Raw genomic sequence first — 22,130 nt, forward strand, 5'->3', positions numbered from 1 at the left:
ATATCTCCCTGATCAGTCCGCGACGCCCGTACTCAGCATCATGAGTACGCATATGGAAGCCTGAGCACATAGCACGGTCAGCCCGACCACATGCTCTAAAGAAATTGAATAACCTCGGTGACTTTGTGAAATGCACATCGTCGGCGCGATGGCCAATTGTCGGCGGCAAAGAGTGGCAAGCAAAAAATATTTGTTGCCAAGGAATTCGCCGAAGTCCGCTTGCGACGTCCACGAATTGGTTGGTCGGCGCGTAGTTCCTTGCATGTCGACGGTTTGAAATCTCCTTGTGAGCGGCCTAGCTCATACATGTCAGCACCATGGCTGGCATCGAGAACAGGGAGAATGAAATGATGACATCAACAGGACTTTGTCGCGATGAGTTGGCACTTGCGGTCCACCTCGGCCGCCAGCTCAGGCAACAGCACGCCAGCGCGGTGGAAGTCGCCGGGACTGTGGAGGAGGCCTTCGATCACGAAGAGGCGCGCAGCGTGGCGATGCGTGAGGCCTTCCGACAACGTGTGGTCCGCCTTCGTGCCGTCCAGCGCGAGGAGGCCTGACACATGACTAGGCAATCCCGCTTTCGGTCGGCGCCAAAAGACCTGTGCGACATTACTTATATCGTCGGGGTGTGCCAGGGCAGCATCGCGCCAAATCCCTGTGCATACACACGCATCACCGGGGCGCTGAAGCCTGCCATTGCGCTAGATGAGATGGAGACGGCCGATGCGTGCCGCAATATCGGTTACGCCCAAGGCTGGGAGTGTGAACTCGGTGGCCGGGTGGAAGTACCGACGCCGCCCTCAGGTATGCCACGGAAATATCTTGCGGCATTTGTGGGCGGTGTACTGGATGGGGCTGAAGCCGCCCGGCTCTATCCATTGCCTGGCAACGAACACCTGCAGGGCAAAGCAGGCCACAGGGCAGAGCCGCAGTGGGCGGCCATCACCGACCCCTTCGGCGACATTCATCCCGGCATCGATCCCGCTGATAACGACATTGAGGACACTGACCCGGAGACCCCAAGCCATGACTGACCTCAATGCCGAATTGGCGGCTCTCCGCAAGATGGGTGCTGCCAACGACCATAGGTGTCGCCCGCGGTGAGCCGTGGCTGGCTCGTGGCCTCATCAAGCTCCATGATTGCGACATCTATGACGACGCCGAAATGCAGAGAAGGCAGTCGGCTGCGCTGAACTCCGGCGTCATCACGACGCCTGGCGCCGCGGACGATGGTGAAGTCGTCGCTGGGATCATGGGTGCTGACCAGCCCGAAGAGGTGGTCATCTCCAAGATGTCGCCTAGCGGTATGTCGGTCCTGCCACCCGGCTATAACATTGAGTTCATGAACCCCGCTGAAGTCGGCGGGTCGTATGAGGCCTTCCAGCGTCAGCAGCTCTCGGCTGCCGCGGTGTCGGTCGGCATGTCATATGAGGCCCTGACCGGAGACCGTCGCGGCACGAATGACAGGATTTATCGTGCGGACGTGTTGGGGTTCACCCGCCTTGTGACCATGTGGCAGTATCACATGGTCGTATTCACGATGTGTCGCGCGATCTGGCGCCGCTTCGTCGATCTCGCCATTGCCAGCGGCAAATGGACGCCGCCGAAGGGCGTTAAGCGTCGCGACTATATGCGCGTTACATGGCGCCCCCGGCTCGCGGCTATATTCATCCGGTCCAGGATGTTGAAGCCCACAAGGCGGCTGTTGCGGCGGGCTTTACCACGCGTCGTGAAGTCGCGGCGGCGATGGGCTCGACCACCGAGGAGACCGATCTGGTCAATGCTCGCGAGATGACCTTTGCGCCGATAGTCGCGATAGCTGGCTGATGGATGATGACTTACTCATCGCCAATGTGGTTGCCCAGGCCAGTGGCGCGGCAGCCAAGAAGGCCCGGTCATGGCCGTCATATCCGTCACCGCTGCCCACATTTAAGGCCAGTACTTCTCTGAGCACTTGCACGACGAGACGCCGCCGTCGGGAGGGCCTTTCCGGGCGACCATCCACGTAGATGTCGATGGCCGGGAAGGGGCGACGCACTGGTAGCCTGGGTATGAGCCGGATCATCTGACGGTCGAGCCAGCTTTCGATGCTGGAGATATCGACATTGATGCTAGCCAAATGGCTGGTCTCCATGGCCTGGCGGAAGAGGCAGTTGACCGGGCATGGCAGGACGGCGGTTGGGATGATCGGGGAGGCGAAGTGGTGGCGGATGACAAGGTCACCTGGACGCGACCAGCACTTCTTTCGCTCAATCGGCGAATAAGTTGAGTGGAAACGGTGCGCGGCGATCCGACCGAATGACATTTTCAACGCCTTATATGGTGATGATAATGTCATTCCAGCGGGCATAGCAGCCTTGCAATGGAATTCGCTTTGAGCAATCGGCTGACAGATTCACCAAGATTGTATGAGTTCTGCCGACTGGCGAGCGGCAAGGACACAGGGAATACAAACATGCTTGAGCAGCTCACCGCTGCCAAGGAAATGAGTCTGCCCCCACGCTGGACCACGGATAGGGTCTCCTGGTGCCCCTCTTAGCTCAGCTCGGGCCGTGTGACGCTGAGCAGGATACCAGTGAGATCAGGGGTTTGTTGCCGATCGCACTGCGCACGGTTCCATCTCAAGCGATCCTGGCCGAACTTCCGCATGACGCGACGCCAGATAGGGGCGTTCTTGATGGGGCAATCCTTGGTGACATGTTCTCTGGCGGATGGCGCCGATGAGAGTTGAACCAGAACTATAAGCTGTCTCGGCCCAGAAAAATGCGTCAAGCCAAATTTGTTTTTGCATTCAACCATCAGGGGCCTCTCGGTGAATAACTCTTAAAAGTCGTCAAGCACATCTCAAAACTCTGTTTGGCGGGCCAAGGAAATGAGTTTCCATTTTCCTTGCTCTTTGTTTGGTCCGGACCAAATTGCTTAGTAAAATCCTATATTTTGTGAGCTTTTTGGCGAGAGTCTGCACAACTTCCGGGCTCTTCCAGGAACGCGCTAAATAGGAGATCCGTTGTGCCGCAGCCGTTGCTGGCTGTCACACAAATGGAGATCTGAATGCAGACATTCTTAGATTGGGCGAGCTACGGCGCTGCCGAAGAACTCGCCGAGTTACATGGCCCATACAGGCCGAAGCTGACGCTGGTGATTGATGACAGCACCGCCATGCGTGAGATCGCGGTTGCCGCGGCACGGGTGCTGTTGGAGACACCAGATGCAGCGGCGGTTGAGCCAGCCATGTTTTCGGCGTCACTGCACAGCTTCTTTCTGACCGAAGAGGAGGCGCAGGCGCGGGCGGGTGCAGATGGCGCGCCGCTCCGACCGTCATTGTTTGCATTACATCCCGATGTCGTCGCTGCCCTGCGGCCGATGTTCGCGACACCGGAGATCCGTAAACTGGCGTTGCAGGAGGGATTGCGGCGACGAGTGAGCTATTTCGACCTACCGCATGGCGTCTTCATGCTCGGAGCCGAGCTTCAAGTGCGGGCGGTTTTCCTCTTTGCATCTGTTGCCCGCAAAGGTGATCTCCGCTATGTGGCGGTTCTCTCAAAGCCCGGCAGCAATCAGCATATGCGCCTCACTTGGTACAGCCACGATAGCCAGGTGCCCTATGTCGGTGAGGTGACACCTTGCTGCAACCTGGCCGAGGGCCTTGTTAAAGAAGACCTGACCACGACGGATGTGATGACGACAGTCGGGTCGTTTACCGCTCTTGCGATGGTCTATGCTCTATCGGTTGAGCTCTTCCAGCCGGAGTATCTGCCTTATCTGGCGTCGGACGATCCTCGACGGCAAGGACGTAAGGGGCCACAGAACGCCAAGAAATACTCTCTCTTCAAGGTTCGCGTGTTGGGTAAGACGGGCGCTGTGTTGCATGACGCCTTGGGGGAGGAAATGCGGCCATCGATGGCCTCGCCTGGCTCCCGCCCAGCCGTTTCCCTGATCGCTGGCGAGGCGCCGCCACAGCCGCCAACGCCAGTCTGTGGCCATCGGCGTCTTCAGCCCTATGGCAAGGGCCGCCTGCTGCGCCGTCCTGTCTGGATTGCGCCGCATGACCGCACGCTCAAGCCCAGGATGCGCGCTCTGCAAATGAATGAGGTGGCATGATGGGGGAACTGATCAAGATCAAAGTCTTTGAGGTTCTGGTGCGGATTGCTCATGGCGAAACTGATAATGATCCCGACATACGCGACGCGCCGGATGAGCCTCGCTTCAGGAGGGTCGCGATTTCAGCGCGGCGCCACCTGAATCTTGGCCACAGCCGTTGTGAGACCGCGGACGCCATGGTGGCGGCGCTGGCGGGGGAGTATAGGGGCGCCTGCGTCGATGTTTGCTCGGACGATCCGATGAAATCCCTGATCATATTTTACAATGATTGATATTTAGGGGGCAGGACGTGAGGCGTTGGCGGGGTGGCCAGATATGTCACCCGGCCTCGTCGGCACTATGGGTCGGGTCTCTCGCTCGGCCCATGCGCCACCGCAATCAACAGCGAAACGCGCGTCAATGCTGGTCAAGCAGATTCAGAATGCTGCGCTCCTCCTTCCAGAAACGCCGGAGGGCAGCCCGAGCTGCATCGGGCCGCGACCAGTCGAGGGATGTGCTGATGCGGAGGATCTTCCGATAGAGATTGCGCGGTAGCGATATCGCTGCGCCAAGATTGATCAAGGATTGTCTGCCATGGTCGAGCAAGTCGGCTGCCGGACTGCCACGGTGAAACAGCATGGCGATGGGTTCCGGATAACCGTAACGGCAGAACAACAGATAGCGCCACGAAGGATCGGCAAATCCGCTATCCGGCAGAACCTCGTGGGCGAAGCGGAGGTCGCCGCCGCTACTGGCTTCTTCATACAGCGCCTGCGCGTCACGGCGCTTGCGGGCAATATAGATCGCGGGCCCCGGTGACATCGGCCGAACATCCTCAACCAAGTCAAGGGCGCCCCACACGCGATTGCGTATATTGGCATCAAGGCTGATTTGGCGCGCCAGAAACCAACTCAATGCCTGCGCCGAGAGGCTGACTGATCTTGCGAGTGTGCCAGGCGGCGTGGGCCAGCAGGTGACGATGAACCGGGCTGCTTCGATCGTCCGGTAAAGTTGGTCGCCAGCGCTGTCATCCTCGTCGTCGCCATCGGAAGGTGGATCATCGATGCTCTCTTCATCAGTGGCGGGTGTGGCGTGCGGATCTGCCTTGCCTTGGGCTTTGGCCGTCTGTCTTTCTTGTTGGGCGGGTGCACTCTTGGCATTGAACCGATGCAGCTCCTTGCGGCCGACTGGAAGATAGTCGAGGAGGAGGGGGAGGCCGTCACTTTCCACGAGGTAGAGTGTCTTCATGGCTTGTGGTGGGATAGTGCTTTGGCCCAACTCGAAGCTCTGAGGGATTGTTGCGGCATCAAGGTCATGGACCTCGGCCCCAACTTCCAAGGCCACCGATAGCACTCGAAGATCGGATGTCTCTGATGGCGCTCCACTGGCGTCGGGAAGGGTGGTGTCTGCGAAGACAGATGCGCCTCCATCAAGCTGCGCGAGGAAGTCGTTGAACTCGGCCTCACGGTGGATACGCAAAGTCTGCGCTATGAACTCTGTAGTCCGCTTATATGCCTCTTCTTGAGCGTAGCGTAGTCGGGACCGGAATATGCGATCCTTGCTGCTCGGCACGCAGTAGATGGCGCCCAATGCGCATATGGCATTGGCCAATGTGGGAAACGTCACATCCACCTCCGGATGAACCTTGAGTATGTCGGGGATACCGCCAAAGCCCCTGACGTTGCGCCAAGTCTGGGTCAGAAACCGAAGTGGATCGATAGGCTGGGATCTGCGGCAGAGATAAACCCTGCGGAAGGAGGTGCCTTCGATTTCAAGTGCCAGGATCAGGACGGCAGTGAGCCCGAGGAGTGCCGCATCGCGGGCGCGTAGATTGTCTCTCGCAATCAAAAAACCATGGTGGGTGCTGAAGAAGGCCTTCTTGGCAGTTTGGATACTAAAATGATGGATGCGCTGCATAGGCTGTTGGCTCCATCAGAATTGCGTCGGAGCCCCGAATTCAACTCCGTTTGACAAACAACTAAACCATACGTTGTTGGAAGCGCGCAAAGATGAAGGCGGGACAGTTAACTCATTTATATGCATCCTGCAGGAATAATTCCTTGATTGAATCGTAGCGGTTTCATAACCTTTGCTAGAAATACATAGAAATATAGCTCGTACGAGCATTGGCAGGGGTTGGTTATGGGCAAGGCTCTGCATCTTTTGTCAGCGTCAGTCGGAGAGGTGCGTAGCAAGCAAGGCGTTGATACGGAATTAAAAATTCTAATTTTAGCGCCTCGATTCCATGGCGGATCATTGGATTCCGCTGCGGTGGCACATTCCCCGGCGCAAGATCCCACTGAACTATCGGATTCCGACCTTTTGCGAGTGGCGCGGAATGCAGGATCTAAGTCTCGATCAGCGGGTGCCCAATGGAAATGGTTAACAACGGCGTTTGCTCCAGCGATTGCGAAAAACAGTGATGGTAAATGCATCATTCTTTCAAAAATCGTATTGCCTGACCCCGATGAAGTGAATGCTACCATCGACAACCTAGCGCATGGGCATCAAGGCGCGATCGATCGCGAGGAGTTCGAGCGCTATCGTCTCACAGACTTGAACGCTGCCGAATCCGATATTGCACAATCGACTGAATATCCGAAGAAGGCGGAGCAGCGACAACCCCAACAGCAGCTTTTGGGCCTCGTATTGGGCTCAGTTCGGCAAATGCAGCTTCACGCCGTCGGCGGTGTCGTCAGCCTGGCCCGGCAGTTGATGGCGATCGTACCGGACGCCTCGGACATCGAGATCGAGGCGACAATCGAGAACAAGGATATTGGCTTTGTTCGCGGGGGACAGAAAGCCGCCGTCAAGCTGGAAGTGCTTCCGTTCACGAAATACGGGCTCATCGCTGGGAGAGTCATTACCGTTTCGGATGATGCGGTTGAGCAGCCAGGCCAGAACGGGGAGGCGCCGACGTTTGGATATGCAGCCCGCATCCGCCTCGAAAAGGACATGATGAACATCGATGGTAAGGATGTGCGCTTGTCGCCGGGTATGGCGGCAACAGTAGAGGTCAAGACTGGTGTGCGCGGGTCATGGAGTTTGTATTGTCGCCAATCTTCAAGATGGGTGATGAGGCAGGATAGGAAAGATAGGAAAGATAGCAAGTGATTGAGAGAACCATGAATAGTCGCCGCAATATGCATCTTCTTCCAGGCGTCGCAGTGCGGGCGTTGTTTGGTGGACTGGTAGCTGGTGTTATTCTTAGCATCCATCCAGCGATCGCTGTCCAAGATTGCTTGGCAGCAGCCAAAGCAACCGTTGTGGGAGATTGTAGCTCAACCGCCGCTAAGTTCGGCGAAAAAGAATACTGTCATCTAGTCCCAGCGTCCGACGCTGATTTAGCGAAGATGTGGAGAGGTGCCGATGCTCGGATGCAGAATCAACTTGAGCTCATGGGGCTAGACGCCAGCGGTATCGCTCCAGACTCAATCGCGGTGTTGGCTACGCTGGACGAAGCAGGAATATTGGCGCCGACTAAGGCCGATCAGCCGGGCCTAGTAATCTACGGCAGCATCGCAGGCTCTCTGTCATGCGTAAAAATATTTACCCTTTCAAGTTCAGATAGTCGGACCTCAATGGGGCTTCCGCAAGAGGATTGCGAAATCTACGGCGCAAAAAAAATAGCAATAGTGGGCAGGGGAGATGCAGTCTATCTGCAAGTCATTCGCGCCGCTGATTCTGCGCGTATTGCTGAAGGATACCTCGAAGAATATGAGGTAAGACAACAAAGGGACCAGCCCCTGGAACAAGAGGGCGCTGACGCCACAGCGTCCACCATCTTCGTCGAGTTGAAAGAGCAATCTCCTTGCGAACTGACCGAGTAGACTCAGCCTCACATTTGTCCAAACAGAAAGAGCCAAAGTCATGGATGGCGTAAGTGGTGGTGTAAAGCCCGGATTTGGCGAGGCAGTCAAAGAAGGCATAAAGGCCAATGAGGGTGGTGGGTACAGTCTTGGAAATGCCGTTGCTGGCAATAGCGGGTACGCGTTCGGATTCAGTCAAGGCGATATAAGAAAGAACAATGGGGCTTGGGGTGTTTTAAAGGACATCTTAGATAAGGCGGTCGAAGATGGAACAATGACTCAGGAGGAGGCTGATATTGTCGCAGCCAACAGGAAGAATGCTCCGGGGGCTACAAATCCTATTGACGATCTCGTTTCTAAGATCAACGAAATTCTCTCCGGTGCGTATGGCATTGCCAAAGTCGATGAGATGGATGCCAAGCACCTTGCTGAAGGTGCTGCTTGGGCGGAACTGGTAGCAGCAGCATCGGCACAGCGCTGGGGAATTTCACTTGATTTGTCCGCCGCCGTGGCGCTTGGACAATGGTCAAATATGTCAGGGGGGCTTGCTCAAGCGTTGAAGCAGTTCTCCGCTAATGCCTTTGCGCATCCCCCTGCATTGCACAACGTGCTAGATTTCATCGAGAAGCAGAAGTATTTCCGCGAGAATCCAACCAAGTTCCAGCATTTCCTAGAGTCTATTGCCGAAGGCATTAAGAAAGGGCTTAAGAACGGTACAATTGATCCCACAGATCTTTCAGTCGCAGAGATAGCCGACCTCAACGTTGCGCTCCGTGACGAGGGTTCCACAATCCGAGCTGAGTATCCCAAAGAACTGAGGGACTCGCCGAATTTTAACCGCGATTTCCAGCGCGCTTCGTTGGAGAGAAGCTGGGATCGGACGCTCGATCGAACTGGCAGAGATCCTAGAACAGATTACGATCATCAGCGAGATGCCTGCTTTACCTCGGGCACTACGGTATTAATGGCCGATCAATCGGAGAAGGATATCTCTCTCTTACGCGAGGGAGACCATGTCCAATCCTTCAGCAAAGACGGCCATCTTGCTGTAGGCGTCGTATCCGCGCTTCATAAGCACGAAGACTGTGATGTAGTTGATTTTGGCGCATTCGGAGTTACTGCTACTCATCCCTTTATAACAAGCAAAGGTGTCTTGCCGCTCTGGGAAGCAGTTCGCAGTGGCGAAGCTGGTGTTGCAGCCGACGGTACTACCAAATGCCTTCCGGTGCGGCCCCAGTTGAAGGCGCGCAAATATACAACATACAATATCTCGGTTGAGCCGACCCACAGATATATTGCGGGCGGGTATCGAGTTCACAATAAATCCGTTCCTCCCGTAGTGCTCGACCTTGATGCTGATGGTGTCGAGTTGCTAAATCGCGCGAATGGAGTGAGTTTCGATCTCGACAACGATGGCTATTTGGAGACGGCTGGTTGGGCAGCAAGAGACGACGGCTTTCTAGTTGTTGATGTAGATGGCGATGGAAAGATCGACAAAAGCGAAGAGCTCGCCTTTGCCTCGACAACCTCAGCAGACGATACAGATTTAGAGGCACTGCGCACGCTGTATGACAGTAACATGGATGGCTGGCTGGATGCCAATGATACAGATTGGGGAAAAGTAAAGGTTTGGCGAGACAAGAACAGCAATGCAGTTGTCGATGAGGGAGAGCTCGTTGGACCCAGTGATGTTGGAATCAGCAGAGTTTCGTTGATCTCAGATCAGCAAGAAGATGAGGTCGCAGGCAACAAGATATTTGGTAGAGCGTCCTATGTTCGCTTGGACGGAACAACAGGTGAGGTTGCTGACGTTGCTTTTGATGCGTCTACACGAGGATACAAAGTCACCCAAACGCCAAACGGAACGCGCATTGATATCGAAGGTGAAACAACGAGCGTCATTTTCCTTAGTCAGGAGGGGCTCCCGGTCCAGTTGGATCTCAAGGCGGCAGGTGCAGTTGCGGCGTTTGGTTCAGGCGCTGCAGATGACTTTGATGCGTCCTCTTATAGAGCTGTAAGCGGACCAAGTGGAATTACGAATGCAGAGTTAGTTCAAACAGTAACACTTGTTGGCAATGCTGGTGACGACATTCTTAGCGGTGGCGATGGTGATGACTTTATAGATGGGGGCGACGGAGAGGACAGGTTATCTGGTGGTGCTGGGGATGACGTACTCTTCGTGGATGCTGACGATAGTGTTATCGACGGCGGGGACGGCTCGGACCTGGTGGTGGTAACAAGCAATGTCGGAGTAACTATCAATCTCGCTGCTAGCTACGTTGAGGCGGTACGGGGGTGGTATGGAAATGACGTGCTCGACGGTGGCGGCAATGTCGTAGCCGCTGACGGTCTGGGAGTTAATATAGATGGGGGGGCGGGCAATGACATCCTGATTGGCTCAGCAGGAGCAGATTACCTCATAGGTGGCGCGGGTATTGACAGAGTATTTTCGGGAAATGGCGATGACTATATTGAAGCGGATTCCTACGATATCGTAAACGGTGGCGGTGGAATAGATGCGGTCACATATTCCGGCGCGATAGGAGTTTCTCGAAATCTAGCTGAGATGGATGTGGAGATTGTTGCGGGTACCGGAGGCGACGATAAGTTCACTACTTCTGAGTCCCATGCAGTAATACTCTCGGGAAATGATGGCGATGATTGTCTTTTTGGATCTCGGGGCGGTGATGTCTTCGATGGCGGCAAAAATGACGATATGGCCGCTGGTGGTGCCGGAGCAGATACCTATCAATTTACTCGGGGTGATGGCCACGACGAAATCTTGGATCGAGATGCATTTTCAGTTCAGGTAACTGACGCCAACGAAACTCATCGCTCTATTTACCAAGTCATCTATTGGCCTAACTACCCCAATTCCGGCCAAGGCGGCGCGCACTACGAACAGGCGATGTACGCTACGATCCGCGACTATGACATTGTTACGACACCGGAAGACATCCATCTCGACGCTGGCGCCGACGTCCTGGAGTTGGGCTCCGGTATTGTCGCTGCTGATCTTGTGTTTGAACTCCGTGGCAACGACCTCTATCTCGGGCTAAAGGACTCCAGCAATCCCAACGCGCCCGCCAACGCCCTCGCAGACTCCATCAGGCTAGCCAACTGGCAAGATCCAAAGGATCGTATCGAGAACGTCAAGCTAGCGGATGGCACGACCCTGCTCATCGCTGATCTTGTGATTGCGCAATTGGGCGCCAACTCAATTGCCCTTGCGGCGCAGAATCCAGTAGCGGGAACTACAGGTAACGATAATCTGAATGGCCTCTCCATCTCCGACAAGATTATTGGTGGAGATGGAAATGATACCATCGACGGCAAGGCGGGCGATGACCGCCTGGAAGGTGGCGCTGGAAACGACACTTATGCTTTCGCCCGCGGGGCGGGATGGGACGTGGTGAAGGACGAGAACCGCTATCTCGAAACGACCACCACAACGCAAGATATCTATAACCTCTTTGAGACATATTTGTCGCGTACGGTGACTTACACAACGACGTCAGGTGGCGGTCAGAACACAACGACGACATCACACACCATTACCCAAGCGGGCAATTTCACGGTGACGCAGAGTGGCACGCGTAACGTCATCACGTCACAGTGGAAGGATGCCGATGGCGGGTCCGATACCCTGATCTTCGGCGCCGGGGTCAGCGTGGAAGACGTTGCGATCAAAGTCATGGGTGACGATCTCCTGATCGCCCTCCGGAGTCGCGATACGGTGGATGCCGCCAAGATTCTGGATGACAGAAGCTTCTGGGCGGAAGCCGACCGGATGCGGATCGAGAACTGGTCGTCGACCAATAACCGGGTCGAGACCTTCGCCTTCGCCGACGGGTCGATGGTCGACGTTTCCCAGATGCTGTCCGCCTATACGGGCGAAAGCGGCGACGAGATTGTCACTGGAGATGACGGCACCAATTGGCTGGCAGGCGCTGCTGGCAATGATGTGATCCTCGGCATTGGCGGCAAGGATGTCCTGATCGGCGGAACGGGCGACGACATTCTCTCCGGCGGTGAAGGCACCGACCGGATTTATGGTGGCGTCGGGCGCGATCGGGCGGATTACTCGGACTCCACCTCCGCCGTTACGGTGGACCTCACGAACAACGCGAACAATATAGGCGGCGATGCCGAGGGCGATCAGCTCTTCGGCATCGAGGATATCGTGGGCAGCCGCGGCAATGACAAGATTACGGGCGACATCAATGACAATCGGATCTGGGGTGGCGACGGCGCCGACCAGATCGATGGCGGCGCTGGCAATGACACGACTTCTTACGCGAACTCTATCTTTGGCGTGACCGTGGATCTGGCGAACAACGCCGATAACAAAGGTGGTTTTGCCCAAGGCGACACCCTCACCAATATCGAGAATGTCGTCGGATCGACCTTTGATGACAGCCTCACTGGAAACGCTGCCGACAATCGCCTGGAAGGCGGTGCGGGTAAGGATGCGCTTGTGGGCGGCCTTGGAAATGACACGGCTGTCTATGAGCATGCAGCAGGTGGTGTCACGGTCGATCTCGGAAGCAATACGGGCAAAGGTGCCGAGGCTGAAGGCGACAGCTTCAGTGGCATCGAAAACGTCCTTGGCTCGGACTTCGCCGACAGCCTGACTGGCGATGCCGCCGCCAACAAGCTTGAGGGTGGCAAGGGCAACGACGTTCTGGAAGGCGGGGCTGGCGCCGACAATCTCATCGGCGGCGAGGGAACCGATACGGCGAGCTATAGCAAGGCAGCAACCGCGGTCACGGTGAATCTGGCCAATAATGCCCTCAACGCAGGCACCGATGCCTCAGGCGATGTTCTGTCCGGAATTGAAAACCTAATTGGCTCTGCCTTCAACGATCAATTGACAGGCGACACGCAGGACAATGTGCTGGATGGCGGCCGTGGGTCTGACGCGCTGACGGGCGGCGCTGGCAACGATACGGCAAGTTACGCCGCAGCGCAGACAGTGCTGCTCGCCTCGTTGGTGACTTTGCCTGCGGGTCAAAAATACAAGATCACGCAATCTGGCGTTAGTGCGAACCTCGTTGCAGGCACGGCGACCCTCACCACGACGGTTGAGATCGTCAGTGCTGTCGATGGTAGTCTGATCTCTACCGTGTCGACCGAAACCTTTGCCGACACGATAGCCGAGATAGAGAACCTGGTCGGGACAGCGTTCAACGATGTTCTCACAGGCGACGCCAACGCCAACAGACTGATTGGCGGCGAAGGCCTGGACACCTTGTCCGGCGGGGCAGGTGACGATTGGCTGGATGGCGGCACGGGCAATGACACGATCGATGGCGGCGACGGCGTCGACACGGTCTCCTATGGCGGAGCGCTGGCGGGCGTAAAGGCTAATCTGGTGACAGGCGTGGTCTCCGGTGGTTCGGCCGAAGACACGCTGTCGAACGTGGAGAACGTCATCGGCGGCATCTGGAACGACGATCTCCTCGGCAATGGCGCCGCCAACCGCCTGGAAGGCGGGGCTGGCAATGACCGTCTCGACGGCGGTCTCGGTTCCGACACACTGGTCGGCGGGTTTGGCGACGACACTTATGTGGTCGACAATGTTGGCGATCAGACGATCGAAGACGGGGAGTATGGCGTCGATAAGGTCGAGAGTTCGGTTGACTGGACCTTGGGTGACCGCATCGAGGATCTGCAGCTTACGGGCTCGGCCACAGTCAACGGCAAGGGCAACGGGCTCGACAATGTTCTTACCGGGAACGCTGCCAGCAACAAACTCGAAGGCCTTGACGGCAATGACAAGCTCGATGGCGGTGCTGGTGCTGACCTATTGGTCGGCGGCAAGGGGAACGATCTCTACATTGTTGACGACGTAAGTGACCAAGTTGCTGAGGCTGTCGATGAGGGTATTGACCTTGTGCAGGCGTCCGTGAGCGTTGCGCTGAGTGCCAATGTCGAACACCTGGTTCTGACAGGTTTGAGTGCCATTGATGGCACGGGCAATGCGCTCGACAACACGATCCAAGGCAATGAGGCCAATAACCAACTCGCGGGGGCAAGCGGCAACGATACGCTGGTGGGCGGTCTTGGCGCCGACGCGCTGGATGGCGGCGACGGTACTGATCTTGCGTCCTACGCGGCCTCGACTGCGGGCGTCAGTGTCAGTCTCACCACGGGGATTGGTACAGGTGGCGAGGCCGAAGGTGACACGCTTGGCAATGTCGAAAACCTGACCGGGTCCAAGTTCGACGACACACTCATTGGCAATATCAGCGACAACCACCTCGACGGCGGCAAGGGAAATGACACACTGACGGGCGGGAGCGGCAACGACACCTATGTGGTCGATGCGACTGGCGATGTTGTCACGGAGGGTGTGAGCGAAGGCACCGACAGCGTGGAAAGCGCTGTCACCTATACACTCGGCGCCAATCTGGAAAATCTTACCCTCACGGGATCGGCCGATATAGATGGCGCTGGCAATGCCCTGGACAACAAGATCACAGGCAATGACGGCGACAATGCGCTCGTTGGCGGCGCTGGCAACGACCAGCTCGCAGGCGGCAAGGGCGACGATGTCTATAGGGTCGACAGCCTGGGCGATACAGTCACGGAAGCCGATGCCGCCGATGAATATTGGGGCCATGACCGCGTGGAGAGCTCGGTCGGCTTTACTCTTGGCGACAATATCGAGGATCTGACGCTTACCGGGAGTGCTGCAGCAGCAGGCTTCGGCAACAAGCTCGACAACACGATCCTCGGCAATGACGGTGCCAACGACCTTCGCGGCTTCGACGGTGATGATCTCATCCGTGGCGGCAAAGGTGCCGACAATATCGTCGGCGGTGCTGGCGAGGATACGGCCAGTTACGAGGGTTCCAGCGCCGGAGTGACCGTCAATCTCACAACGGCGCAAACTGCTGGTGGCGATGCCGAGGGCGATGCTGTCTTCGAGGTCGAACACCTCATTGGTTCCGACTTCGCCGATAGCCTGACGGGCAATCAGAGCGACAACCGCCTGGATGGCGGCAAAGGTACGGACACGCAGGTGGGCGGCGCTGGCAACGACCTCTACGTGGTCGACAATGCAGGCGATGTCGTTACCGAGAACGCCAATGAAGGCCTGGACCGTGTCGAAGCCTCGGTGTCTTATACAGTCGGTGCCAACATCGAAGACGTGCGTCTCACGGGGACGGCTGATATCAACGCCACGGGCAATACGCTCGATAACAGGCTTTGGGGTAACTTTGGCGCCAACCGTCTGGATGGCGGTGCTGGCAACGACGTGATGGCTGGCGGGGCCGGAAACGACATTTATGTGGTCGACAGCGTTGGCGATACGATCACCGAATATGGTGGGGGCGGTATCGACACGGTTGAAACGGCTCTTACCTATAAGCTGGGGACCGAGCTCGAAAACCTCACGCTGACCGGGGCCACGGCGGTCGATGGCACAGGCAACGCATCCGACAACATCCTCATCGGCAATACGGCCAATAACAAGCTCTATGGGCTTTCGGGCGACGACACCCTGAAGGGTGGTGCTGGCGCAGACACGCTGGATGGCGGCGAAGGCGTCGATACGGCAAGCTATGCTGGATCGGCCGCAGCCGTCACGGTCAATCTCAAACTCGGAACCGCATCGGGCGGCGATGCCGCAAGCGATACCTTTGTCTCTATTGAGAATCTGATCGGCTCAGACCAGGCGGACAATCTCACCGGATCGGACGCCGAGAACCGGATCGACGGTGGCAAGGGTGTCGATACGATGGCGGGGGGACTCGGTTCAGATACCTATGTCGTCGACAACGCCGGGGATGCGATCTCGGAGGCTGCCGATGCGGGCCGTGACACGGTCGAATTGATCGAGGGCTTTATCGGCGCCAGCTATACGCTGGGTGCCAATGTCGAAAACCTGCTGGTGAAGACGAAAGCCGATGTCAATCTTGTCGGCAATACGTTGGAGAACATCCTCATCGGCGGCGACGGCAATAACCGGATCGATGGCGGCACGGGCGCCGACCAGATGGCGGGCGGTTTCGGCAACGATACCTATGTGGTGGACGATATCGCCGACGTTGTTGGCGAGTTGGCCGATCACGGCACCGACACGGTTGAGGCGTCGATCGGCTATACGCTCGGCGCAAATCTCGAAAACCTCACTCTGACGGGCACCGCTGCAATCGATGGCACGGGCAACGGTCTCAACAACGTCATTATCGGCAATACGGGCGGCAACAAGCTTTCCGGCGGATCCGGTGACGATACGCTGCAGGGTAATGCGGGAGCCGACACAGTTGATGGCGGCGACGGTATCGATACCGCGTCCTATGCGGGCTCGGCCGTCGGGGTCACGGTCAGTCTGGCCGCAGGGACAGCCTCCGGCGGCGATGCCGCAGGCGACACCCTTGGTTCAATCGAGAACCTCACCGGATCAATGCAGGCCGACAATCTGACGGGTGACGACAAGGACAATCGACTTGATGGCGGGGCGAGTGCGGACACCCTGACAGGTGGCAAAGGCAACGATGTTTATGTCGTCGACAATATCGGCGATGCGGTGAGCGAAGCGGTCGATGAGGGCGTCGACCGGGTCGAGGCATCCGTCAGCTATACCTTGGCTGCCAATGTCGAGAATCTGACCTTGACCGGAACTGCCAATGTCGACGGTACGGGTAACGGGCTTGGCAACGAACTCATCGGCAATGTCGGCAACAACAAGCTCGATGGCGGCACGGGTGACGATATCCTGATCGGCGGTGCTGGTGCCGATCAGCTCATCGGTGGCAGTGGTACTGATACCGCGTCCTATGCGACTTCGTCTGCCGGGGTCGCCGTGAGCCTAAAATCCGGTGTGGCTGCTGACGGTGATGCCGCAGGTGACAGCTTCTCCGGTGTTGAGAATCTGACAGGCACGGTCTTTGCAGATAACCTCACAGGTGATGATACCGCCAATCGTCTCGATGGCGGTCGCGGGAACGACATTCTGGCAGGTGGCCTGGGCAATGACGTCTACGTGGTCGACAATGTCGGTGACAGTGTCCTGGAAGCAGCTGGCGCAGGCACGGATACGGTTGAGGCCAGTATCAGTTACACTTTGAGCGATCAGGTTGAAAATCTGACGCTGACCGGAACGGCCAAGATCGATGGCTCCGGCAATGCGGGCGTCAATATCCTCATCGGCAATGAAGCCGCCAATACCCTGGATGGCAAGGCTGGTGCCGATACCCTACAGGGCGGCAAGGGTGACGATACCTACATCGTCGACGATGCGGGCGACCAAGTGGTCGAAGGCGCCGATGAGGGGGCCGATCTCGTCAAGGCGTCGATGACCTACACACTAGGTGCGAACACCGAGAACCTTACGCTGACAGGCGTTGCGGCCCTGAATGGCACAGGCAACGCTCTTGGCAATATCGTCACGGGCAACGACGCAGCGAATACCCTTTCCGGCTTGGATGGTGATGACACACTGATCGGCGGGAAAGGCGGCGATACGTTGCTGGGTGGCACGGGGGCCGATATGGCATCCTATGTCAACGCGGATGCTGCCGTTGTAGCCAATCTTGCCAATGCGGCAGCCAATACGGGCGAAGCAGCGGGTGATAGCTACAACTCGATCGAAGGCCTGACCGGAACCAAGTTCAACGACACGCTGACGGGCGATGGTAACGCCAACCGCCTCGACGGTGGCATTGGCGCCGACCAGATGACGGGCGGCCTTGGCGACGACATTTATGTCGTCGATCAGGCGAGCGACGCGATCACGGAAAACGCCAGCGCTGGCAATGACACCGTCGAAACGTCCCTGACCTATTCGATTGCCGCTCAGGCCAATCTCGAAAACATAACTCTCACGGGCAAGTTCAATATCAATGCCACAGGCAATGCCTCGGCCAATTTGCTTGTCGGCAATGACGGCAATAACATCTTGGATGGCGGCACGGGCGCCGACATCCTCCATGGTGGCAAGGGCCATGACACCTACTTGGTCGATCAATCGGGCGATCAGGTCAGTGAGTACACCTACGATGCGAGTGGCGCGGAGACGCTCACCCTGGACGATCCGGCAACAGCAGGCGTCGATGAGGGGGGACAGCATATCGACGCGGGTGGCATCGACACGGTGGTGGCGTCGGTAAGCTATACCCTGAGCACTTTCGTCGAAAATCTGACACTGTCTGGATCGGCCGCGAACGGGACGGGCAATGCCTTGGATAACGTCATCCTCGGCACGATTGGCAGCAATGTTCTCTCTGGCCTCGATGGCAATGACCGCCTGGACGGCAAAGGTGGAACAGATACGCTGGTCGGCGGCACGGGCAATGATACAGCCGTGGTTGACAGCACCGACGATGTCGTGACGGAGCTGGCCAATGAGGGCGTCGATACGGTCGAAGCGGCGCTCAACTGGACTCTGGGCGCCAACCTTGAAAACCTGACCCTCACCGGGACGGCTGCGACGGGCACGGGCAACGGGCTCGATAACCGCATCGTCGGCAATGCGAGCGTCAATACGCTCTCTGGTGCTGCGGGTAACGATTACCTCGATGGCGGCGTAGGGGCTGACATCCTGCAGGGTGGCAGCGGTGACGACACTTATATCGTCGACAATGCTGCCGACGCGACCAGCGAAGCCGCAAATGAAGGGACTGACCGGGTTCTGGCATCGGTCTCGCTCACCTTGGCAGCCGAAATCGAGAATCTAACCCTCACCGGGGGCGACAATCTCGACGGTACGGGCAACGCACTTGGCAACGAGCTCATCGGCAATAGCGGCAACAATCGCCTGGATGGCGGCCTGGGCGCCGACATACTGAAAGGCGGTGTGGGCAACGACACCTATGTCGTCGACAACGTTGGGGATCAGGTGACAGAGCTTGCCGATGAAGGTACCGATCGGGTGGAATCCGCCCTGACCTACACCCTCGGTGACAATCTCGAAAATCTTACGCTGACAGGTAGCAACACGGTCAATGGTACGGGCAACGTGGCGGCCAACGAGATCGTGGGTAACTCGGCCGTCAACACCCTCGATGGCCAGGCAGGCAACGATCGCCTCATTGGCGGTGGTGGTGCCGATACGTTGAAGGGTGGCATCGGCGACGATGTCTATGTCATCTCCAGCGGTACCGAGACCATCGTCGAGAACGCAGGTGAGGGATATGACAAGGTTGAGGCCAATGTCACTTACACCATCGGCGCCAATGTCGAGGATCTGACTCTCAGCGGAACCAACGCCATCAATGGCACGGGTAACAGCGGGAACAACAGAATCGTCGGCAATGTTGCGGCCAACACCTTAAACGGCGGCCTTGGCGACGACACGCTGGATGGTGGCCAAGGTGCCGACACGCTGGTGGGTGGCCAAGGTTCCGATATCTATTGGATCGATAATGCGGGCGACATCGAGACGGAAGCGCTGAGTGAAGGCTATGACGTGGCCTATGCCAACGTCAGCCACACCATCGGCGCCAACGTCGAAGAACTGATACTGACCGGGTCCGGCAATATCGACGGCAGCGGGAACGCCATTGCCAACACGCTGGTCGGCAATGCGGGCAACAACAAACTCGATGGTGGCGCTGGTGCGGATATTCTGATCGGCGGCATTGGAAATGACACCTATGTCGTCGACAATGTCGGCGATGTGCTGGTCGAAGAGTGGGATTCCGGCGCCGACACCGTGCAGAGCTCTGTCACCTATGCCCTGGGCGACAATGTCGAGAATCTTACCTTAGCGGGCGCCACCGCCCTCAATGGCACGGGGAACAGCCTCGATAACATCATCATCGGTAATTCCGCGGCCAATATCCTCAAGGGAGATATCGGCGACGATATCCTGGAGGGCGGTGCCGGGGCGGATACGCTGGATGGCGGCTACGGCGATGACACGGCGAGCTATAAGAACTCCGGTGCCGCGGTGAACGTCAACCTCGCCACGGGGGCTGTTTCCGGCGGCGATGCGGCGGGCGATATTCTGAAGTTTATGGACCGTCTGGAGGGGTCGAACTACAACGATACCTTGACTGGCGATGCTTACGACAATCGCCTCGACGGTGGGGTGGGCGCTGACACGCTCTCCGGTGGCGATGGCAATGACACGATGGTGGTCGACAACGCGGCCGATCTTACCTATGGCGGCAACGGCATCGATACGGTTGAAGCGTCCGTTGCGCATACGCTCTATGCCGATGTCGAAAATCTGACCCTGACCGGGACGGCCAACATTGCTGGGACAGGCAATGCGCTCGACAACACGATCACGGGCAATGATGGCGCCAACACGTTGGATGGCGGTACTGGCAATGACATCCTGATCGGTGGATTGGGAGCGGATCTGCTCAAGGGTAATTCCGGGATCGATGCTGCGTCCTACATTAATGCAAAAGAAGCAGTAACCGCGGACCTCGCCAATGCGGCGAACAATGCGGGCGAAGCCTTAGGTGATACCTACGATCAGATCGAAAACCTGATCGGCTCCAGCTTCAACGATGTCCTCACGGGGAATAGCGCTGATAACTGGATCGATGGCGGGGCCGGGGCTGATCGTATGACGGGCGGCGCTGGCAACGATACCTATATCGTCGATCATATCAGCGACAAGATTGTCGAGCTGGCGAGTGAAGGCACCGACTCAATCTTGAGTTCCGCCTCCTATGTCATGGCTGGAAACGCCGACAATGTGGAGAATTTGACCCTGACTGGAACGGACGCCAGCTTCGTCATCGGCAACGGCCTCAACAATATTCTGACCGGAAACGATGCGGATAACCGCCTCGACGGTGGGTCGGGGACCGATACGCTGGTCGGCGGCAAGGGTGACGATACTTATGTCGTAGGTGAGATCGGCGATAGCATCACCGAGAACGCGTCGGAAGGTGTCGACACCGTCGAAACCACCCTGGTCGGCGGCTATACGCTTGGTGCCAATCTGGAGAATCTCATTCTTGTTGGCGCTGCCAATATCGGTACGGGCAACGGCCTCGACAACGTCATCACGGGCAATGCTCTTGCCAATACGCTCAGCGGTGCTGCTGGGAACGATACCCTCATCGGCGGAATAGGTGCCGATACCATGACGGGCGGCGTCGGTGACGATATCTATGGTGTCGACGATATCGCCGATGTCGTGCAGGAGAACGCCAGCGAAGGCACGGACAGCGTCAATTCCTCGATCAGCTATCAGCTCGGCAGCAATCTCGAAAATCTGACTCTGACAGGAACCACAGTCATCAATGGTACGGGCAATGCGCTCATCAACATCATCACGGGCAACGATGCCAATAACATCCTGTCCGGTGATTTAGGCAATGACACGCTGAACGGCGGTCTGGGAGTTGATACGGCATCTTATGGCTACCTCAGCGTTACCGTGACAGCGAGCCTTCTCACCAATCTAGGCAATGCAGGTGCCGCCGATATCGATACGTTGATCGGCATCGAGAACTTGACGGGCGGGGCGGGCAATGATGCCTTGACGGGCAACGACTTGGCCAACCGTCTTGATGGCGGTCTTGGCAACGACACGCTGGTTGGCGGCAAGGGCAATGATGTCTATGGGGTCAATAGTGCCGGAGACATTGTGACAGAGGTTGTCAATGAAGGGATCGATACGGTAGAGGCCAGCCTCACCTACACCCTTGGTACCAACCTCGAAAACCTGACATTGACGGGGACCGCCAACATCAACGGCACGGGCAATAGCGTCGACAACAAATTGATCGGCAACGTCGGCAACAACACACTTACGGGCGATACTGGCAATGATGATCTCGACGGCGGTGCTGGCTCGGATCTGCTTGTAGGCGGCGAGGGTGTCGACACCTTCCGCTTCGGGCGTGGTTCCGGCCAAGACATCGTCGATGCCGCGGACACCGATGGCAGTGCCGACAAACTGGTGCTCGGAGCGGATATCGCTACCGATCAGCTCTGGTTGTCCAAGTCTGGCAACGATCTTCTCATCGACATCCTCGGGAACGGCGACCGGGTGACGGTGCAGGGCTGGTATGCCAGCACGGCCAACCAGGTTGACCGGATCGAGCTTGGGGATGGCTCTTACCTCGACGACAGTGATGTTGAGCAACTCCGGCAGGCGATGGCGACCTTCACTGCGCCGACCGCAGGACAGATCAACCTCGATCCGACCGTGAAGCAAGCCTTGGCGCCCGTGCTGGCCGCTAGCTGGCATTCCGGTCAAGCGGCTTAAGGCAGGCTGGTGCAAATGGTTTTCTGAACGCCGTTGAGGCACGGCACGCCACG

10 protein-coding genes are annotated in these 22,130 nt (G+C 57.4%); 8 read left to right on the forward strand and 2 right to left on the reverse strand.

Going from position 1 to position 22,130, the window contains the following annotated elements; all coding sequences use genetic code 11:
• The first annotated feature begins 317 nt into the window (after window positions 1-317).
• The 3 genes from ACE3TY_RS01640 to ACE3TY_RS01650 are packed head-to-tail and all read left to right on the forward strand — an operon-like array spanning window position 318 to window position 1,795.
• Window positions 318-557, forward strand: coding sequence for a hypothetical protein (locus ACE3TY_RS01640; protein ID WP_374650280.1), 240 nt, complete (start codon window positions 318-320; stop codon window positions 555-557).
• A 3-nt stretch (window positions 558-560) separates the two neighbouring features.
• Complete coding sequence (locus ACE3TY_RS01645; protein ID WP_374650282.1) at window positions 561-1,034, forward strand: hypothetical protein; 474 nt, start codon at window positions 561-563, stop codon at window positions 1,032-1,034.
• Between the two features lie 5 nt (window positions 1,035-1,039).
• Window positions 1,040-1,795 carry a phage portal protein gene (locus ACE3TY_RS01650; RefSeq protein ID WP_374650284.1) on the forward strand — a complete coding sequence of 252 codons (756 nt, stop codon included), beginning with the start codon at window positions 1,040-1,042 and terminating at the stop codon, window positions 1,793-1,795.
• Here the strand turns inward: ACE3TY_RS01650 and ACE3TY_RS01655 are convergent.
• On the reverse strand, window positions 1,778-2,305 hold the full coding sequence (locus ACE3TY_RS01655) for a hypothetical protein (protein ID WP_374650286.1): 528 nt from the start codon (window positions 2,303-2,305) through the stop codon (window positions 1,778-1,780). The genes ACE3TY_RS01650 and ACE3TY_RS01655 overlap by 18 nt on opposite strands.
• Window positions 2,306-3,051: 746 nt before the next feature.
• Here ACE3TY_RS01655 and ACE3TY_RS01660 point away from each other — a divergent pair.
• Together ACE3TY_RS01660 and ACE3TY_RS01665 are read left to right on the forward strand one after the other, a co-directional pair.
• Entirely contained in the window at window positions 3,052-4,101 is a 1,050-nt protein-coding gene (locus ACE3TY_RS01660; RefSeq protein WP_374650288.1) for a hypothetical protein, read from the forward strand.
• Window positions 4,098-4,373 carry a hypothetical protein gene (locus tag ACE3TY_RS01665; protein ID WP_374650290.1) on the forward strand — a complete coding sequence of 92 codons (276 nt, stop codon included), beginning with the start codon at window positions 4,098-4,100 and terminating at the stop codon, window positions 4,371-4,373. Before ACE3TY_RS01660 ends, ACE3TY_RS01665 begins: the two co-directional genes overlap by 4 nt.
• A gap of 124 nt (window positions 4,374-4,497) precedes the next feature.
• Here the strand turns inward: ACE3TY_RS01665 and ACE3TY_RS01670 are convergent, their stop codons facing one another.
• Window positions 4,498-5,997, reverse strand: coding sequence for a hypothetical protein (locus ACE3TY_RS01670; RefSeq protein ID WP_374650292.1), 1,500 nt, complete (start codon window positions 5,995-5,997; stop codon window positions 4,498-4,500).
• 225 nt (window positions 5,998-6,222) lie between these two features.
• Between ACE3TY_RS01670 and ACE3TY_RS01675 the strand changes: the two genes are divergently transcribed.
• Genes ACE3TY_RS01675 through ACE3TY_RS01685 form a run of 3 tightly spaced genes read left to right on the forward strand, consistent with a single transcriptional unit; the run spans window position 6,223 to window position 22,077 of the window.
• On the forward strand, window positions 6,223-7,194 hold the full coding sequence (locus ACE3TY_RS01675) for an HlyD family efflux transporter periplasmic adaptor subunit (RefSeq protein WP_374650294.1): 972 nt from the start codon (window positions 6,223-6,225) through the stop codon (window positions 7,192-7,194).
• 11 nt (window positions 7,195-7,205) lie between these two features.
• Window positions 7,206-7,910, forward strand: coding sequence for a hypothetical protein (locus tag ACE3TY_RS01680; RefSeq protein WP_374650296.1), 705 nt, complete (start codon window positions 7,206-7,208; stop codon window positions 7,908-7,910).
• Window positions 7,911-7,950: 40 nt separating this feature from the next.
• Window positions 7,951-22,077 carry a calcium-binding protein gene (locus ACE3TY_RS01685; protein WP_374650298.1) on the forward strand — a complete coding sequence of 4,709 codons (14,127 nt, stop codon included), beginning with the start codon at window positions 7,951-7,953 and terminating at the stop codon, window positions 22,075-22,077.
• The last annotated feature ends 53 nt before the right edge of the window (window positions 22,078-22,130 follow it).

Source organism: Dongia sp., from assembly GCF_041918875.1.
In the GTDB taxonomy this organism is placed as follows: Bacteria; Pseudomonadota; Alphaproteobacteria; order Dongiales; family Dongiaceae; genus Dongia.

Excerpts from the sequence above, each read along its gene's own strand:
- ACE3TY_RS01665 (WP_374650290.1), top strand. The coding sequence starts at position 4,098 with ATGATGGGGGAACTGATCAAGATCAAAGTCTTTGAGGTTCTGGTGCGG.
- ACE3TY_RS01645 (WP_374650282.1), top strand. The coding sequence starts at position 561 with ATGACTAGGCAATCCCGCTTTCGGTCGGCGCCAAAAGACCTGTGCGAC.
- ACE3TY_RS01650 (WP_374650284.1), top strand. The coding sequence starts at position 1,040 with ATGCCGAATTGGCGGCTCTCCGCAAGATGGGTGCTGCCAACGACCATA.
- ACE3TY_RS01685 (WP_374650298.1), top strand. The coding sequence starts at position 7,951 with ATGGATGGCGTAAGTGGTGGTGTAAAGCCCGGATTTGGCGAGGCAGTC.
- ACE3TY_RS01640 (WP_374650280.1), top strand. The coding sequence starts at position 318 with ATGGCTGGCATCGAGAACAGGGAGAATGAAATGATGACATCAACAGGA.
- ACE3TY_RS01680 (WP_374650296.1), top strand. The coding sequence starts at position 7,206 with ATGAATAGTCGCCGCAATATGCATCTTCTTCCAGGCGTCGCAGTGCGG.
- ACE3TY_RS01675 (WP_374650294.1), top strand. The coding sequence starts at position 6,223 with ATGGGCAAGGCTCTGCATCTTTTGTCAGCGTCAGTCGGAGAGGTGCGT.
- ACE3TY_RS01660 (WP_374650288.1), top strand. The coding sequence starts at position 3,052 with ATGCAGACATTCTTAGATTGGGCGAGCTACGGCGCTGCCGAAGAACTC.
- ACE3TY_RS01655 (WP_374650286.1), bottom strand. The coding sequence starts at position 2,305 with ATGTCATTCGGTCGGATCGCCGCGCACCGTTTCCACTCAACTTATTCG.
- ACE3TY_RS01670 (WP_374650292.1), bottom strand. The coding sequence starts at position 5,997 with ATGCAGCGCATCCATCATTTTAGTATCCAAACTGCCAAGAAGGCCTTC.